The sequence below is a fragment of the Micromonospora sp. 067-2 genome, from assembly GCF_046549295.1.
Classification (GTDB): Bacteria; Actinomycetota; Actinomycetes; order Mycobacteriales; family Micromonosporaceae; genus Micromonospora.
Genome location: NZ_JAJPWB010000006.1, coordinates 1 through 16,345, shown reverse-complemented (window position 1 = coordinate 16,345; position 16,345 = coordinate 1). Strand labels below are relative to the sequence as shown.

Annotated in this window: 11 protein-coding genes; 5 read left to right on the top strand and 6 right to left on the bottom strand. The window is 70.1% G+C overall.

The features are described 5' to 3' along the window. The first annotated feature begins 19 nt into the window (after positions 1–19). Complete coding sequence (locus ACLJN9_RS15380) at positions 20–598, top strand: dihydrofolate reductase family protein (RefSeq protein WP_410812014.1); 579 nt, start codon at positions 20–22, stop codon at positions 596–598. A gap of 13 nt (positions 599–611) precedes the next feature. Here the strand turns inward: ACLJN9_RS15380 and glgA are convergent, their stop codons facing one another. Beyond that, positions 612–1,820: a glycogen synthase gene (gene glgA, locus ACLJN9_RS15375; protein ID WP_410812013.1), complete on the bottom strand. Its 1,209-nt coding sequence runs from the start codon at positions 1,818–1,820 to the stop codon at positions 612–614. Between the two features lie 72 nt (positions 1,821–1,892). On the opposite strand from glgA, the gene glgC reads away from it, so the two are divergent. Beyond that, positions 1,893–3,125, top strand: coding sequence for a glucose-1-phosphate adenylyltransferase (glgC, locus tag ACLJN9_RS15370; RefSeq protein WP_410812012.1), 1,233 nt, complete (start codon positions 1,893–1,895; stop codon positions 3,123–3,125). After that, complete coding sequence (gene pgm, locus ACLJN9_RS15365; protein ID WP_410812463.1) at positions 3,119–4,765, top strand: phosphoglucomutase (alpha-D-glucose-1,6-bisphosphate-dependent); 1,647 nt, start codon at positions 3,119–3,121, stop codon at positions 4,763–4,765. The genes glgC and pgm overlap by 7 nt, the downstream gene beginning before the upstream one ends. A 46-nt stretch (positions 4,766–4,811) precedes the next feature. On the opposite strand, the gene ACLJN9_RS15360 is transcribed toward pgm, so the two are convergent. From ACLJN9_RS15360 to wecB, 3 genes are all read right to left on the bottom strand, one after another. Further along, a complete protein-coding gene (locus ACLJN9_RS15360; protein WP_410812462.1) occupies positions 4,812–5,723 on the bottom strand; it encodes an NAD(+)/NADH kinase in 912 nt (303 codons plus the stop codon). Between the two features lie 97 nt (positions 5,724–5,820). Then, positions 5,821–8,928: a M14 family zinc carboxypeptidase gene (locus ACLJN9_RS15355; protein WP_410812011.1), complete on the bottom strand. Its 3,108-nt coding sequence runs from the start codon at positions 8,926–8,928 to the stop codon at positions 5,821–5,823. A gap of 83 nt (positions 8,929–9,011) precedes the next feature. Beyond that, positions 9,012–10,094, bottom strand: a complete 1,083-nt coding sequence (gene wecB, locus ACLJN9_RS15350) for a non-hydrolyzing UDP-N-acetylglucosamine 2-epimerase (protein WP_410812010.1) — start codon at positions 10,092–10,094, stop codon at positions 9,012–9,014. A gap of 200 nt (positions 10,095–10,294) precedes the next feature. On the opposite strand from wecB, the gene ACLJN9_RS15345 reads away from it, so the two are divergent. Further along, on the top strand, positions 10,295–12,442 hold the full coding sequence (locus tag ACLJN9_RS15345; protein ID WP_410812009.1) for a bi-domain-containing oxidoreductase: 2,148 nt from the start codon (positions 10,295–10,297) through the stop codon (positions 12,440–12,442). Positions 12,443–12,481: 39 nt separating this feature from the next. Here the strand turns inward: ACLJN9_RS15345 and ACLJN9_RS15340 are convergent, their stop codons facing one another. Together ACLJN9_RS15340 and ACLJN9_RS15335 are read right to left on the bottom strand one after the other, a co-directional pair. Next, positions 12,482–13,669, bottom strand: coding sequence for a glycosyltransferase family 4 protein (locus tag ACLJN9_RS15340; protein ID WP_410812008.1), 1,188 nt, complete (start codon positions 13,667–13,669; stop codon positions 12,482–12,484). Beyond that, positions 13,666–15,672, bottom strand: a complete 2,007-nt coding sequence (locus ACLJN9_RS15335; protein WP_410812007.1) for a heparinase II/III family protein — start codon at positions 15,670–15,672, stop codon at positions 13,666–13,668. The genes ACLJN9_RS15340 and ACLJN9_RS15335 overlap by 4 nt, the downstream gene beginning before the upstream one ends. Positions 15,673–15,975: 303 nt before the next feature. Between ACLJN9_RS15335 and ACLJN9_RS15330 the strand changes: the two genes are divergently transcribed. Then, the coding region (locus tag ACLJN9_RS15330) for a polysaccharide biosynthesis protein (RefSeq protein WP_410812006.1) at positions 15,976–16,345 on the top strand (370 nt) is incomplete at its 3' end.

The window sequence follows — 16,345 nt, the reverse complement described above, 5'->3', positions numbered from 1 at the left end:
ATCAGAGAAGGAAACTCACATGACCGCCGTGTACACCTGGGACGTCTTCTCCACCCTTGACGGTTACGGTTCCTACGCCGACGGCGCGGACTGGGGCGGCTACTGGGGCAAGCAGGGCCCCGAGCTGCTCGAACACCGCGCCGCCCTCTTCGGCACCGAGCAGCGGATGGTCTTCGGGGCCACCACCTTCCGGGAGAACGCCCAGATCATGTCCTCAGGCATCGATCCCCACACGCTCGACGAATGGAACGTCCGGGCGATGCGCATGCCGGCGACGGTGATCTCCTCGACGTTGCGGGACACCCTTGGCTGGCCGGACGCCACCATCGTGAGCGGTGACGCCGTGGACATCGTCGCCCGGCTGAAGGAGGAGTCGGACCTGCCACTGCGCTCGCAGGCCAGCCTGTCGCTCAACTGGGCACTGATGGCCGCCGGCCTGGTCGACCGCCTGCAGGTGACGATCTTTCCCGCCATCTCCGGAGGAACCGGGACCAGCCCGATCCTCGCAGGTGCGGGCGACGTCGACCTCGAGCTGCTCGAGAGCCGGACACTCGACGGCCACACCCAGGAACTCGTCTACCGCCCCACCCCCCGGTGAGCCGGTCACAGCCCTAGCCCGTCGCCCCGACCGACCGGTACACCTCCAGGGTCTGCCGGGCCACCGCGTCCCAGGAGAAGTGCTCCACCGCCCGCTTCCGGCCAGCCAGGCCGAAGCGCGCGGTGCGCTGCGGGTCGGCCAGCAGCTCGTTGATCCGCGCGGCCAGGTCGGCCACGAACCGCTCGGGATCCAGCGGCCGGCCGGACCCGTCGCCGGCCTGCTCGATCGGCACCAGCAGACCGGTCTCGCCGTCGGCCACCACCTCGGGGATGCCGCCGGTGGCGGTTGCCACCACCGCCGTCTCGCAGGCCATCGCCTCCAGGTTGACGATGCCCATCGGCTCGTACACCGACGGGCACACGAAGACGGTGGCGTGGGTGAGGACCTGGATCACCTCGGGCTTGGGCAGCATCTCGGCCACCCACACCACGCCGGAGCGGTTGGCCCGCAGTTCGGCGGCCAGCTCCTCGACCTCCCTGGCGATCTCGGCGGTGTCCGGTGCGCCGGCGAGCAGCACCAGCTGGGTGTCCGCCGGCAGCTCCCGGGCGGCCCGCAGCAGATAGGGCAGACCCTTCTGGCGGGTGATCCTTCCCACGTACGCGACGCTCGGGCGGGACGGGTCGATGCCGAGCCGATCCAGCACGTCGGTGCCCGCGTCCGGGGCGTACTGGACGGTGTCGATGCCGTTGTAGACAACCCGGACCTTGTCGGGGTTGACCTCCGGGTAGGCGGTCAGCACGTCGCGGCGCATCCCGCCGCTGACCGCGATCACCGCGTCGGCGGCCTGCACCGCCGTGCGCTCGCACCACGAGGAGAGCGTGTAGCCGCCGCCGAGCTGCTCGGCCTTCCACGGCCGCAGCGGCTCCAGGCTGTGCGCGGTCATCACGTGCGGCACACCGTGCAGCAGCTTCGCGGTGTGCCCGGCCAGGTTCGCGTACCAGGTGTGGCTGTGCACCACGTCGGTTCCGGCCGTTCCGGCGGCCATCTCCAGGTCCACGCCCATCGTGCGCAGCGCGGCGTTCGCGCCGGTCAGGCCGGGCGGTTCGGGGTACGCGGTGACGCCCGGCTCGGTGCGCGGCAGGCCGAAGCAGTGCACCCGCACGTCGGCGAGGCGACGCAGTTCCCGGGCCAGGTATTCGACGTGCACGCCGGCGCCGCCGTAGACCTCCGGCGGGTACTCGCGGGTGAGCAGGTCGACGCGCAGCGGGGTGGGTTCCGTCATGACCCCGCACCCTAGTGCAGAAACGTGCCCGTACGAGTGGTGAAGTGGGACGCGGGTGGATAGCGTCGGGGCATGGCTGCCAAGGTGCTCGCGATCGTCCTGGCGGGTGGGGAGGGCAAGCGCCTGATGCCACTCACCACGGACCGGGCCAAGCCGGCCGTCCCGTTCGGCGGGATGTACCGCATGGTCGACTTCGTCCTCTCCAACCTGGCCAACGCCGGCTATCTCAAGATCGTCGTGTTGACCCAGTACAAGTCCCACTCCCTCGACCGACACATCACCAAGACCTGGCGGATGTCCACGCTGCTCGGCAACTACGTCACCCCGGTGCCCGCGCAGCAGCGTCGCGGCCCCTGGTGGTTCGCCGGTTCGGCCGACGCCATCTACCAGAGCTTCAACCTCATCAACGACGAGCAGCCCGACTACGTGATCGTCTTCGGCGCCGACCACATCTACCGGATGGACCCGCGGCAGATGGTGGAGGACCACATCGCCTCGGGCGCCGCGGTGACCGTCGCCGGCATCCGCCAGCCGCTGTCGATGGCCGACCAGTTCGGCGTCATCGAGGTCGGCGAGGACGGCAAGCGGATCCGAGCGTTCCGCGAGAAGCCCACCGACGCGGTCGGCCTGCCCGACGCGCCGGACGAGATCTACGCGTCGATGGGCAACTACGTCTTCACCACCCGGGCGCTCTGTGAGGCGGTCGAGCGCGACGCGGAGGACAAGAGCAGCAAGCACGACATGGGCGGCAGCATCATCCCGATGCTCGTCGAGCGTGGCGAGGCCAACGTCTACGACTTCCGCGACAACGAGGTGCCGGGCAGCACCGACCGGGACCGCGGCTACTGGCGTGACGTGGGGACGCTCGACTCGTTCTATGACGCGCACATGGATCTGATCAACGTGCACCCGGTGTTCAACATGTACAACTTCGACTGGCCGATCTACACCGAGCAGCCGCCGTGGCCGCCGGCGAAGTTCGTACACCAGTGGGGTGAGCGGGTTGGCCGTGCGGTCGGGTCGATGGTCTCCCCGGGTGTGGTGATCTCCGGCTCGCTGGTGGAGAACTCGATCGTCTCGCCGAAGGTGCGGGTGCACTCGTGGGCGCACGTCGAGGGCTCCGTGCTGATGGAGGGTGTCGAGGTCGGCCGGCACGCGGTGGTCCGGCGGGCCATCCTCGACAAGAACGTGTTCGTCCCGGAGGGCGCCGAGATCGGCGTCGACCTGGAAAAGGACCGGCAGCGCTACACCGTCTCCGACAACGGCATCGTGGTGATCGGCAAGGGCCAGAAGGTGGAATCGTGACGCATCCCCGTGCCGGCCAGCAGGCCGAGCCCGCCGACCTGGTCGACGTGCCGCGTCTGGTGACGGCCTACTACGCCGAACACCCCGACCCGGCGGACCCGGCGCAGCAGGTCTCCTTCGGCACCTCCGGTCACCGGGGCTCCAGCCTGCGCAACGCGTTCAACTCCGACCACATCCTGGCGGTCACCCAGGCGCTCTGCGACTACCGACGTGAGCAGGGCCTGGACGGCCCGCTCTTCCTCGCCCGGGACACGCACGCGCTCTCCGCGCCGGCCGCGGTGGACGCCCTGGAGGTGCTCGCCGCCAACGGCGTCACCGTGCTGGTGGACAGCCGCGACGGCTACACCCCCACCCCGGCGCTGTCGCAAGCGATCCTCACCCACAACCGGGGGCGCACCAGCGGGCTCGCCGACGGGATCGTCATCACCCCGTCGCACAACCCGCCGGACGACGGTGGCTTCAAGTACAACCCCACCAACGGCGGGCCGGCCGACACCGACGTCACCCGATGGATCCAGGACCGGGCCAACACGATCCTCGCCGCCGGGCTCAAGGAGGTCCGCCGGATCACCCACGCGCGGGCCAGGGCCGCCGACACCACCGGGGAGTACGACTTCCTCGCCCACTACGTCGACGACCTGCCCACCGCCATCGACATCGACGCCATCCGCGACGCCGGCATCCGGATCGGCGCGGACCCGCTGGGTGGGGCGAGCGTGGCGTACTGGGGTGAGATCGCCGAGCGGCACCGACTGGACCTCACCGTGGTCAACCCGACGGTCGACCCGACCTGGCGGTTCATGACCCTGGACGGCGATGGCAAGATCCGAATGGACTGCTCCTCGCCGAACGCCATGGCGTCGCTGATCGCCGCCCGTGCCGACTTCCAGATCTCCACCGGCAACGACGCGGACGCCGACCGGCACGGGATCGTCACCCCCGACGCCGGGTTGATGAACCCCAACCACTACCTGGCGGTGGCGATCAACCACCTGTTCCGCACCCGCACCGCCTGGGGTCCGTCGGCCGCGGTCGGCAAGACCCTGGTCTCCTCGTCGATGATCGACCGGGTCGCCGCCGACCTCGGCCGGCCGCTGCTGGAGGTGCCGGTCGGCTTCAAGTGGTTCGTACCCGGGCTGCTGGACGGCGCCGTCGGCTTCGGCGGCGAGGAGAGCGCCGGCGCGTCGTTCCTGCGCCGCGACGGCTCCACCTGGACCACCGACAAGGACGGCATCCTGCTCTGCCTGCTCGCCGCCGAGATCCTGGGCAGCACCGGGCGCAGCCCCAGCGAGCACTGGGCGGAGCTGGCCGAGCGGTTCGGCGCGCCCGCGTACGCCCGTATCGACGCCCCGGCCACCCGGGAACAGAAGGCCGTGCTGGGCAAGCTCTCACCGGAGCAGGTCACCGCCACCGAGTTGGCCGGCGAGCCGATCACCGCGACGCTGACCAGCGCCCCCGGCAACGACGCGCCGATCGGCGGCCTCAAGGTCAGCACGCGGTCCGGTTGGTTCGCTGCCCGGCCCTCCGGCACCGAGGACGTCTACAAGATCTACGCCGAGTCGTTCCAGGGCCCCGAGCACCTGGCGCGCATCCAGCAGGAGGCCAAGGACCTGGTCGACGGAGTGCTCGCGCAGGCCTGAGCACAGGTCGCCACCGCCCACCCGTCGGGGGTGGGCGGTGGCCCGGTCAGCAGGGCGGCGGTATCTCGCGATCGTTGCGTCGCCGCAGCTCGTCGGGCAGCAGCTCGCGCAACTGTTCGGGCAGGAACGGCAGGTCGAGCAGGCTCATCTTCAACTGGTTGCGTTCCTGGTAGCGCAGCGCATCGAGGCGGACCACCAGGCCGGCGTTGCGGCGGTAGCTGATGTCCACGGCACCCTCGGTTGCCGCGTCGCGGAAGATCAACCCGTCCATCTCCACCACGACCTCCGACGAGTTGGGCTCCAACTCCAGCCGGATCTTCTCCTGCGGCGAGAGCACCACCGACCGGGAGATGCCGGCCATCGGCGCCGACGGGGTGATGACCACCGAGTCCGCCGCCGGGGAGACCAGCGGGCCGCCGGCAGCGTAGCTGTACGCCGTGGAGCCGGTCGGCGTGCTGACCACGATGGCGTCGCAGCGGTAGTAACCGTACTGCTGGCCGTCGATGGCCAGGGTGGCGCTGACGAAACTGCGTCCAGGTTTGCGGACCAGCGCGATGTCGTTGAAGGCCACCACGTCGTCGCCGCACACGTCGCAGGCCAGGCAGGCGTGCGACTCGATGGTGAAGTCTTTCGACAGCAACCGGCTCAGCGCCTCGGGCAGCTCCGGTGGCTCGACCTCGACGAGGAACCCCAGCCGGCCCAGGTGCACGCCCAGCACCGGCTTCGGGTCGAGGATGGCCGAGCGCAGCGCTCCCAACATCGTGCCGTCACCACCGATGCTGATCAACGCGTCGGCGCGGGCGGCCACCTCGTCCGCCGGCACCGGCTCGACGCTCGCCGGCACGCGGTGCTTGTCCTCCGCACGGACCACCAGAGACTTGTGGTGGCGCGTCGCCCACCGTTCGATGATTCCGACCACCTCGGTGACATCCCGGGTGGGGTGCAGCACCAGACCCAGCCCCGACACCCGTACAGCTCACCACATCGGCGGCAGCCGTGCCTGGCGTACCGCGAAGGTGCGCCGACGGCCCGGAGCCGCCGGCGCACCTTCGCGCTCAGCGGCGATCCGGGCCGAAGAGGTGGCTCAGCGAGCGGGCGACCAGATCGTCGCGCGCCGCCGGGGGCAGGCCCTCCAGACCGAAGCCCAGGTACACGGTGTCCGCGGTGGTCACCGCGCAGCCCTCCTCGAACGCCTGCTGGCTGCGTGACCAGTCGGTGACGTTGCCACCGGAGCCGGCCGGCGGGCCGGCCACCGCCCAGCCGCCCAGGTCGGCCGACTCGAACGAGGTCTCTGCGACGGTGGACCCGTCGACGACCACCCGGGCGTCGTCCAGGAACACGCCGAGACCCTGCGTGCCCCAGTCCGAGGCGTACGAGATCGACAGCTCGACCTGCTTGCCGGCGTAGCCGGACAGGTCGACCACGAACTCCTTCCAGCCGCCGGAGGCGCCGGTGGCCGCGTTCCAGCTGCCGGTGCTGCCGGTGGGGGAGCAGTCCGCCCCCTGGTAGTGGCCGAGGAACGGGTGCAACTGCTCCACCCAACCGCCGGCGCAGCTCTCCCCGGTGACCGTGCCGGTCTTGCCGTTGGCGTCCGGCAGGGTCGTCCAGTTGTCGGTGCCCACCTCGTGCGCCTCGACAAAGAGGAAGTCCCAGTTCTCCTCCACGTCGTACGAGGTGAAGAAGCGCAACTCGCCGCTGCTCGCCCCGGTGAGGTCAACGGTGCGGGTGAGCCGCTTGTACGACTCGTCCGCCTGGCCGCTGTACAGGTACCAGTCGCCCGTACGCGGATCGAACGGCGCGCCGCCCGGCCGGACCCAGCCCACCGGTGCGGAGCTGGCGAACTGCGGGAACTGGTCCGGCGGCAGGAAGCTCGACGTGGTCAGGAACGAGGCGGTGTGCGCCTGGTTCCCCGCCGAACCCGGCGCGTTGAGCTGGCCGCCGAACCCGGTGAACGCCCCGTCGTCACCGGCGACCGGGTACGGGTCGCCCTCCGGGCTGGTGCCGCCGTCACTGACGTAGGTGAAGGCGCCCAGCCAGTACTGCTGGAAGTCGTTGAACAGCGGCAGGCAGGTGGGATCCTCCGCGTCGGTGCACTCCGGCGGCGCGTCCGGGTGGTACAGGTACGACCCGTTGGCGCCCTGCGCGAACAGCGCGTACTGGCCGCTGACCAGCAGTTTCCCACCCTCGTTGAGGTAGTCGCGGACGGCCAGCTCGGTGTCCAACGCCGCCTTGGCCGCGGTGCCGCCGACCTGGCCGGGGGAGCGCGGGATGATGTCGTCGCCGGTCTCCCAGACCACCGCCCTGTAGTGCGACAGCACACCGAGCGGATGGGGTGCCTTGCGCCCTCTCGCGTCGAAGTCGTACACGTCGCTGGTGCGCCCGGCGGCGGTCAGCGACGCGGCGATCTCGTCGGCGTACTTCGCGGTCGTGCCGGTCTGTGTCGGGCTGAGCCCGGTGACGTCCTCCACCGCGAGGACCAGCACGTCGCCGCCGATGTCGTCGTGCACCCGGTAGGTGAAGTGTTCACTGGCCACCACCCCGGCACGGGGCTTGCGGCCGGTGAACCACACCTCGACCCGGTCGCCCGGCTTCGTGCCGGTGACCGTGCCGCGCAGCTCGGCGTAGTAGTCGTCGTTCGTGTCGCCGTACCGCTCACCGCCGCGCCACTCGCGGACCTTGCTGGTCTTCGGCCGGCCGCCGTTGACCACGTAGTGCATCCGCACGTCCTTCAGCGCCCGCCGGGTGACCGAGGCGACCTGCTGCGTGCGCCCGTACGACGTGTCGAAGGCGTCCACCACGAAGTCCGGTGTGCTCCGGCCGACCACCGACACCGGGTCGTCCGGGTCCGCCGCCGACTTCGCCACGGCCAGCGCGAACGGCAGGTTCTTGGCCACCTCGCCGGCGATCAGCTTCTCGTCGTCGGGGAAGATGAAGTCGCTGACGCAGTCCTCCGGGCGCCACTGGTCGTCCGGGTCGACCGCCGAGGCGGACTCGCACGTGGACATTTCCGGCGTGAAGCCCAACGTGCCGTACTTGACGGTGGCGTGGCTGTCGGTGTCACCGTTGGTGGTGTACAGCTCGGCGGAGATGTCCGGGTCGTAGCCGGGCACCGCCGGGTGGGCGTCGTCACCGGCCATCGCCTGATAGATCACGTCGTCCGGGGTGGGGGTGCTCACCTGCCAGCCGACTCCGTAGAGCAGCAGCTGGGCCGCCGAGTGGTAGTTGACGAGGAATTCGAAGCCGACCCGGCGGAACAGCCGGTCCAGCGCCCTGGTCTCCGGCTCCGAGTTCGGGGCCGGGCCCCGGTAGGTCTCGCTGTTCGGATCAGGGGACGAGCCCTCGTTGTCGTACCCCCACTTGTAGCTGAAGTTGCGGTTGAGGTCGACGCCGTCGCCGGGGCCGATCTGCCCGTCGCCGTCGTTGTCCCGCAGGTTCTTGCGCCACAGCCGGTTGCCGGGGGTGAAGGTGTAGTCGTAGCCGTCCGGGTTGGCCACCGGCAGGAACCACAGCTCGGTGGTGTCGAGGAGACGGGTGATCTCCCTGTCGCTGCCGTAGCTGTCGAGCACGTGGTGCAGCAGCCGACGGTTCATCTCCGGCGTGATCCACTCTCGGGCGTGCTGCGCGCCGGCGTAGAGCACCGCCGGTCGTCGGCCGTCGGGCACCGTGCGGGCGTTCTTGGTGACCTTCACGGCGAGGATCGGCTTGCCCTGCTGGCTCCGGCCGATGGTCTCGACCTTCGCGAGCCTGGGAAACCGCGCCGCGGTCGCGGTGATCTCGTCGCGGATGCCACCGGGTTCGCTGTACGAGCGGAATGCCGACCAACCGGCCGCCGACTGCTCCCGCAGCAGCTGGGAGGCGTCCTTGCCGCGCACCTTCTTCACCGACAGCGGCACGCCCTTGTCGGTCAGCCGCTTGGCCTGCCGGCGACTGAGCACCGTCTCGACCGTGGTGTGTCCGGAGGCATCCGCTGCCGCGTCGTGGCCGAGGTCCACCCCCGCCGCGCGGAGCTGGTCCAGCTGCTGGGCGTCCAACGTGCCGACGTACACCTCGAGAGCGTCGCGGGCGCCCGGATCGGACGGGGGTCGCGCGCTCGCCGGTGAGGTCAGCGCCAGTGCGCCGACCAGGGTGACCACGACGGCCATCGCCAGTCGTCTCGGTCTCATCGCGCCTCCTCGAGTGAAGGACCTCTAGCGGCGAGCCTTCGGGTAGGCGTGATGGATGTCAATAGTTCGATAGGCCTGGTCGCCTACCTGAGCAGGTCCGTGATGACCCGCGCGATGCGCTCGCCGGCGGAGCCGTCCCAGAGTGGCGGCGTGGGCCACACCGCGGGTCGTCCGGCTGCCACCAGGCTCGCCACCGTCTCGGCGAGCGCCGCCCGGGTCACGAGGTGGTTGGTGCCGTGCGTGATCGTGATCGGGCGCTCGGTATTGGGGCGCAGCGTCAGGCAGGGTACGCCGAGCATCGTCGTCTCCTCCTGCACCCCACCGGAGTCGGTGACGACGACCGCCGCGCCGCGGACCAGGCTGACGAACTCGAGGTAACCCAGCGGCTCGACCACCCGTAGCGCCCGGTGCGACAGCAACCCCGCGTTCTCCAGATGGCCCCGGCCGCGTGGGTGCAGCGGCAGGATGACGGGAAGGTGGTCGGCGACGGCGTGCATCGCCTTCACCAGGTCGACCGCGTCCGCCGCGTCGTCGACATTGCCCGGACGGTGCAGCGTCGCCACGATGTAGCGGTCGGGCAGCGAGAGCGCGGTACGGATGGCGTCGACGTCGAAGCGGTCGAGGTTGGCCAGCAGAGTGTCGATCATCGGGTTGCCGACCAGGTGGACCTTCTCCGCCGCGATCCCCTCGTCCGCGAGCTGGGTCACGGCGTCGGGGCTCGTGGCGAACAACAGGTCGGACACGTGGTCGACGACGATACGGTTGATCTCTTCCGGCATCGAGCGGTCGAAACTGCGCAGCCCCGCCTCCACGTGGGCGACGGGCACGCCCAGCTTGGCCGCGACGAGGGCCGCGGCGAGCGCAGAGTTGACGTCGCCGTACACGACGGTCAGCGCCGGGCGGGCGGCGAGCATCAGCTCCTCGAGACCGGTCATGACGGCCGCGGTCTGGCTCGCGTGGCTTCCCGAGCCGACACCGAGGTTGATGTCGGGCTCGGGCAGGCCCAGCTGGCGGAAGAAGACCTCCGACATCCGGTCGTCGTAGTGCTGTCCGGTGTGGATGAGGCGCTGCCGGACGCCGTGCCGGTCGAGCGCGCGGATCACGGGCGCTGCCTTGGGGAAGTTCGGGCGTGCACCCGCGACGTGCAGAACGGCGTCGGCTGACATGTGTCTCCTCGTGGAATTCGGCGCGAATCAGAGGGGGCGCGCCAATAGTACAAGTTATGCGGTTTGATGCCCCTAACCGCTATACGATGTCGATTGCTGGATGTGCCGCGGTGTGCGCTGCCTGAGGGCGACCTGCCGCGTGAGCGATGTTCTTACTCCCCGAAGGCAGGCAGGCCCCTGTGAAGCAGATCGTCCAATCCGTGTCCGACGGCGAGTTGAGGATCGTGGAGGTTCCGCAGCCCGAGCCGGGTGCCACCGAAGTCCTTGTCGCGACGCGCAGGTCACTGCTCTCCGCCGGAACCGAGCGAGCCGTGCGTGAGCTGGCGTCGGCGAGTCTGCTGGCCAAGGCCCGGGCGCGGCCGGATCTGGTCCGCCAGGTCATCAACCGGGCTCGCACCGGGGGTGTCCGTTCGACACTCGCCGCCGTGCGCAGTCGGCTCGACGAGGACATGCCGCTCGGCTACAGCGCGGCGGGCGTCGTCGTCTCCGCCGGCGCCGCGACCGACGGCATCAGACCGGGGATGCGCGTGGCCACCGCGTCGGTGGGCCACGCTGAGTACCAGGCGGTGCCGGGTCTGCTCGCGGTGCCCGTCCCGGAGCCGGTGTCGGACCAGGCCGCCGCCTTCGGCGCGGTTGCGGCCATCGCTCTGCAGGGTCTGCGTCAGGCCGAGGTGGGTGTGGGCGGCTCGGTCGCCGTCGTCGGCCTGGGCCTGGTCGGACAGTTGACGGTACGCCTGGCGCTCGCCTCGGGGCTCACCGTCGTCGGCATCGACCTGCGGCAGTGGACCGCGGACCTGGCCGGGTCCGGCGGTGCGGTTGGCCTCGTCGAGGCCGGCGCGGCGACAACGGAACAGATTCTGGAACTGACCCGCGGCCGAGGCGTCGACGCCGTTCTGATCACCGCGGCGACACCCTCGTCGGAGCCGGTCGCGCGCAGCGCCGAGATCACCCGTGACCGCGGCAGGCTGGTCGTTGTCGGTGACGTCGGTCTGCACCTCGACCGTCGGCGGTTCTACGAGCGTGAGTTGGACCTTCGGTTCGCCCGCAGCTACGGGCCCGGTCGCTACGACCGTAGCTACGAGGAGTGGGGCATCGACTATCCGGTTGGGCACGTGCGGTGGACGGCGCGGCGCAACATCGAGGCCTATCTCGACCTGGTGGCCGGTGGTCGGGTGACGGTCGACGACCTGGTCACGCACGTCTTCGACGTGGAGCGCGCCCTGTCGGCGTACGAGGTGCTGGCCGCCGACCCCCGCGCACTCGCGGTGCAGCTCAGCTACTCCGCTCCCGCGCAGCCGTCCCGGCGCACGATCACGATCAGGCCGCGCCGCAGTTCGGTGTCGACGCGTGCGGGGCTGGTCGGCGCCGGAAACTACGCCAAGGCGACGTTCCTGCCCGCGCTCAGGGCGGCGGGCTGGGCGGACGATCTCGTCGCCATCACGTCCGCCAAGGGGCTGTCCGCGCGTCACGCCGCCGAGCGCAACGGCATCGCCGTCGTGGTACCGACCGCCGAGGACCTGCTGGCCCGCGACGACATCGACGTGGTGTTCATCCTCAGCCGCCACGATTCGCACGCCCACCTGGTCGTGCGGGCGCTCGACGCCGGCAAGCACGTGTTCGTGGAGAAGCCGCTCGCGTTGACGCAGGATGAACTCGACGACGTCGTGGCCGCGTACGACCGCAACTCGGGTCACCTGTTCGTCGGGTTCAACCGCCGGTACGCGCCGATGGTCGTGCAGGCGAAGAAGGTCCTGGAGGCCGGCTCGGGGCCGGTGACCATCGCCTACCGGGTCAACGCCGGGTCGCTGCCCGACTCGCACTGGTACCACGACCGGCGCCAGGGCGGCCGGGTGCGCGGCGAGGTGTGCCACTTCATCGACCTCGCGTCGTGGCTGGTGGGCGAGCAGCCCCGCGTCGTGCACGCGTACGGCAGTGGCCGCGGCGAGCCTGGGCTGGAGGAGGACGTGAGTGTCCTGCTGGGATACCCGGACGGCTCGACGGCGACGATCACGTACTGCACCCGCGGGCACCGGCGTACCTCCAAGGAACGCCTGGAGATCCTCGGCCGCGGGCACACCGTGGTGATCGACGACTTCCGGTGCCTGGAGATCGACGGCCGGGACGTGAAGCGGGCACCCACCGGCAAGGGGCATCAGGATCTTCTCACCCACGTGCGCGCGGTGATCACCGGAGAGGCGCCCGACAAGCTGGAGCTCGAAGCCTCCTTCGGCGCGACGAGGGCGGCGCTGTCCGCGATCGCTGCCCTGGCGGGCATCGAGGAACAGGCGTCGCGGCTGCCCACGCAGGTGGATCCCGGAACCAGCGTGAGCGCCGCGTTCAACTCCTGATGCGGTAGGGGCAGAGCCCGCCGGGCGCGCGGACGTGGGTCAGCACGCTGCCTCGCCGGGGTCGTCGACGAGCGGGGCGAGCAGGCACCCGAGGGCGTGGGCCATGGCGGTGCGGGACTGGTTGTCCCGTATCCAGCGCCGGCCGGCCGCGCCCATCTTCGCCAATTCGTCCGGGCTCGCCTGCACCGTCTGGCCGAGGCCGTGGGCGAGGTGGCCCGGCAGGGTCACGTACCCGGAGTCGGCACCCAGAACGAGGTCGCCGACGGTCCCCGGGCTGTTGGTCACGATCGGCAGTCCGGCGGCCATGTAGTCGAACACCTTGTTGGGGCTGACTCCCGAGCGGAACATGTCGACGTCGGCGAGCACGTGCACGCCGACGTCCGCGGCGTGCAGGAGGTCGGGGATCTCGGTCTTCGGCACCGGGTCGAGGAAGCGGACGTTGGCGACGCCGAGCGCCGCTGTCTGCAGGCGCGGCTTCTCGACACCCGACCCGACCAGCACGACATCGATCTCGGGCACCGCCCTGGCGGCGGCCAGAAGCAGGTCGAGCCCGTTGGCCGGGCCGTGCGCCCCGGCGTAGACGGCGGTGCGGCGGGTGAATCCGTACCGCCGCCGCAGTTCGTCGCGGTCGGCGCCGGGCACGAAGTCGTCCGGGTCGGCGGCGTTGGGAATGAAGACGATCTTTTCGGCCGGAATGCCCGTACGCTCGATCGCCGTCCGCACGCCGGGCGCCATGATCACGATGCGGTCGGAGCGTCGGTAGAGGAACTGTGCCAGGCGCTCCAGCGTCCGGTACGCCACGGACGTCTCCGACAGAGTGCCCATGTCCACAAGAACTCGTGGCCAGAGGTCCCGGACCTCCAGGACGAACGGCGTGCGCCGGAGCGACGCCACGACCCAGCCAGAGAGGCCGGCCAACAGGTGGGGCGAGGACGCGTACACGACATCGGGGCGGGGCTGCCGCAGGCCGGCGACCGTGGCCGTCACCGCGTAGCTGGCCCAGTTGAGCACCCGGCCAGGGCCGTTGCGCCGGTACGGCGTCACGGCGACCGGAAGGAATCCCGGCTCCGCGCGCTGCGGCTTTCCGCTGATCATGTTGCGTCGGCCCGCGATGATCACATACGACCATCCGGTCAGCCGGCTGAACAGCTCGACGTGCCGGGTGCCGCCCGGATAGCCCGGGGACACGGCGAAGTGGTTGAGGACGAGAACTCTGCGGTGCGTCATCGTGGCGCTCTCACGTGGTGTACTTCCCCTGATCCGAGGTGGGTGACGGTGAGGGACGCGTCGGCGTCGCTCCAGGTGACGCCGAACCCGAGACCGTCGAGCACGTTCGGCTCGGGCCGCGATCCGGGTACGGTGCCGAGCCCCCAGACGACGGTGTCGGCCGGGCTTTCCCAGGTGATCCACGTTGCTGGCTCCCAGCGCCCGTACGTCCGGCTGTGCCAGCCCGCGAACGGCGCCGCCCGCCCGCGCACCGGCTCAGAGCCGTCCAACCCGAAGAGGCCGAGCTTGCTGTCGCCGACGACCAGCGTGTCGTTCTCCACCGTGACGTCGGGATGCAGCGGGATCGTGAGCGACCAGGATCTGGCGGCATCCGGCGGGTCGGCGAACTCGACGATCGCCACGTACTCGTCGGCCACCACGACGGCCCGACCGACGCGTACCGGGTGCTCGCCGCGCGCGTACGCGTCGTGCCAACCGAAGACGATGGTGCGGTCCGGCAGGACGAGCGGCGGCCCGACGTACCCGCGGGCGGTGTGGATCCAGCGGAAGGCGCGGTGCGGTACGAGCTGGTCCTGCCCGTCCGGACGGCGCACGGGGTGGGCGGCGGAGGTGCGCAGCCCGTTGCGGACCTCCAGCGGACCGTTGTAGGTGCCCGTGCCGGGGTCGGCGATCAACCACCGGTCGCTGTGCTTGATCCAGACGGAGGTCAGGTCGGCGTGGCCGTGCGAGGGGCCGCCGTCCACCTTGAACCAGACCCGCCACGGCCCGCGCTCGACCGGCGCTATGCCGCCGGACGTCGACGGTGCGTACCGGACCCGGTTGGACGCGGCCGCGCCGTCCGGTGTCGCCTCCCACGCAGGTGTCGGCGCGTACCACGCCAGCTCGTCGAAGGCGGAGTACCACTGGGTCGGTAGCCGTTCGCCGCACAGCGCGAGGCCGAGTGCGGTGGAGCCGGCCACGTCGAGCGGGTCGCCGGAGGACGCCAGAACGCGTCCCTCATCCCAGTCGCCGTACTGCGGGATGTCGCCGTCGAACACTCCGAGCCGGGCCAGGTGCAGGCTCGCGGCATGCAGATCACGGTGTACGGCCGTCGGCGCGTCGCCGAGCAGCACCCGAATGACGAGCATTTCGAGGACGAAGCGGTGGTACGACAGCGAATCCTCGATCATCCGACCGTCGGGTGCCATGTGCCGGCGTTGCTGAGCCGCGAACATCCTCTCGCCGGTACGCGCCCACCATCGTGCTCGTCCAGCGGTGGGAAACATGCGCGACAGCAGGATCAGCCCGAGCGCGTCGCCGAGCATGTGGTTGTTGCGCATGCTGCTCACCGTGTAGGGCAGCTCGACCACCAGGTGCCGGGCGCTGGCCAGCAGCAGCCGCTCCATGGCGGTCACCGTGTCGCGGGGAAGCCGCTCGCCGGCCAGGGTGAGGATCTGGTTCCAGCCGATGGCACGCAGCGCGAGTTCGAGACTGGAGTACCAGTTGACGCCGCGCTCCGGTGGGGACTCCGCACACCAGGACCGCAGCAGGCGACTGAGCCCGTCCAACCACGGCCCTGCCGGGTCGAGACGGGAGGCGCGCGCCAGGACGACCAGGTCACGATGGCGTGCCGCCTCCCAGGTGTGCTTCACGTCCGACAGGCGCGCCTTGGAACGGATGTCGATCCGCCACCACGGTTCGTCCGCCGTCCACCGCCGCCCGGTCAGTGGGTCGGTGCACCAGGGCGCCGACACTCCGGTCGCCACCCGGCGCCCGAAGACCCGCAGTCCGTCGCGTAGCACGGTGCCGGCGTCGTCCAGGCAGCGTCGCTGTGCCTCGTCGCTGACGGGCATCAGGCCGGTCAGTGGCACCAGCGTGGCCGGGCGGTGGCGCTGCGTCCGGTCGCGGAACAGAACGGCGTGGAACCCGCTGCGCTTGGATGCCTCGTAGGCCGCACGGAGCGGTGCCGACAGACCCAGGGCACGCATGTCCGTCGCGATGCCGCGCAGATCGGTTCTTACCATCAGATTCCCCTTGGCTATGGCGACGGAGGCGGTCGCGGTCTGCCGGAATTCGAGGTTGTTTCGGGAATTGAGCTCAAGCGACCCGAGGCAATGCGAGCGACCATATCAGGCTAATAGTGATGTTTAACCTAGTTCATCTCAACTGCACCCGTGCGTCCACAGACGGGCGATGCTAGGACAATCGGGACGTTCCATCCGCTTCCTGGGTGGTTGTGGGGTCGTTGCGGGTGTGTTGGGGCGGGTCATCGGTGTGTCGTGTGGTGAAACGTGGTCGGTGTGGATTGGTGACGTTGAGGAGTGGTGTTGACTTTTTCGGCTGCTGGGCGCCGGGTGTTGATCACTGGTGGTACGGGTTCGTTTGGTCGGACGATGGTGGGGCGTTTGCTTGATCGTGATGTGGGTGAGGTGCGGGTGCTCAGTCGTGATGAGGCGAAGCAGGATGTGATGCGGCGGGTGCTCGGTGATGAGCGGGTGCGGTATTACGTGGGTGATGTGCGGGATTATGACTCGGTGGTGCGGGCGTGTCGTGGTGTGGATTTTGTTTTCCATGCTGCGGCGTTGAAGCAGGTGCCGTCGTGTGAGTTTTTTCCGTTGGAGGCGGTGCGGACGAATGTGTTGGGTTCGGCGAATGTGGTGGAGGCCGCTGAGCGTAGTGGTGTGAGTTCGGTGGTGA

Bases quoted from the DNA above. Each gene is read 5' to 3' on its own strand.
- ACLJN9_RS15335 (WP_410812007.1), bottom strand. From the start codon at position 15,672: ATGGTAAGAACCGATCTGCGCGGCATCGCGACGGACATGCGTGCCCTG.
- ACLJN9_RS15340 (WP_410812008.1), bottom strand. From the start codon at position 13,669: ATGACGCACCGCAGAGTTCTCGTCCTCAACCACTTCGCCGTGTCCCCG.
- ACLJN9_RS15380 (WP_410812014.1), top strand. From the start codon at position 20: ATGACCGCCGTGTACACCTGGGACGTCTTCTCCACCCTTGACGGTTAC.
- glgC (WP_410812012.1), top strand. From the start codon at position 1,893: ATGGCTGCCAAGGTGCTCGCGATCGTCCTGGCGGGTGGGGAGGGCAAG.
- wecB (WP_410812010.1), bottom strand. From the start codon at position 10,094: ATGTCAGCCGACGCCGTTCTGCACGTCGCGGGTGCACGCCCGAACTTC.
- ACLJN9_RS15355 (WP_410812011.1), bottom strand. From the start codon at position 8,928: ATGAGACCGAGACGACTGGCGATGGCCGTCGTGGTCACCCTGGTCGGC.
- glgA (WP_410812013.1), bottom strand. From the start codon at position 1,820: ATGACGGAACCCACCCCGCTGCGCGTCGACCTGCTCACCCGCGAGTAC.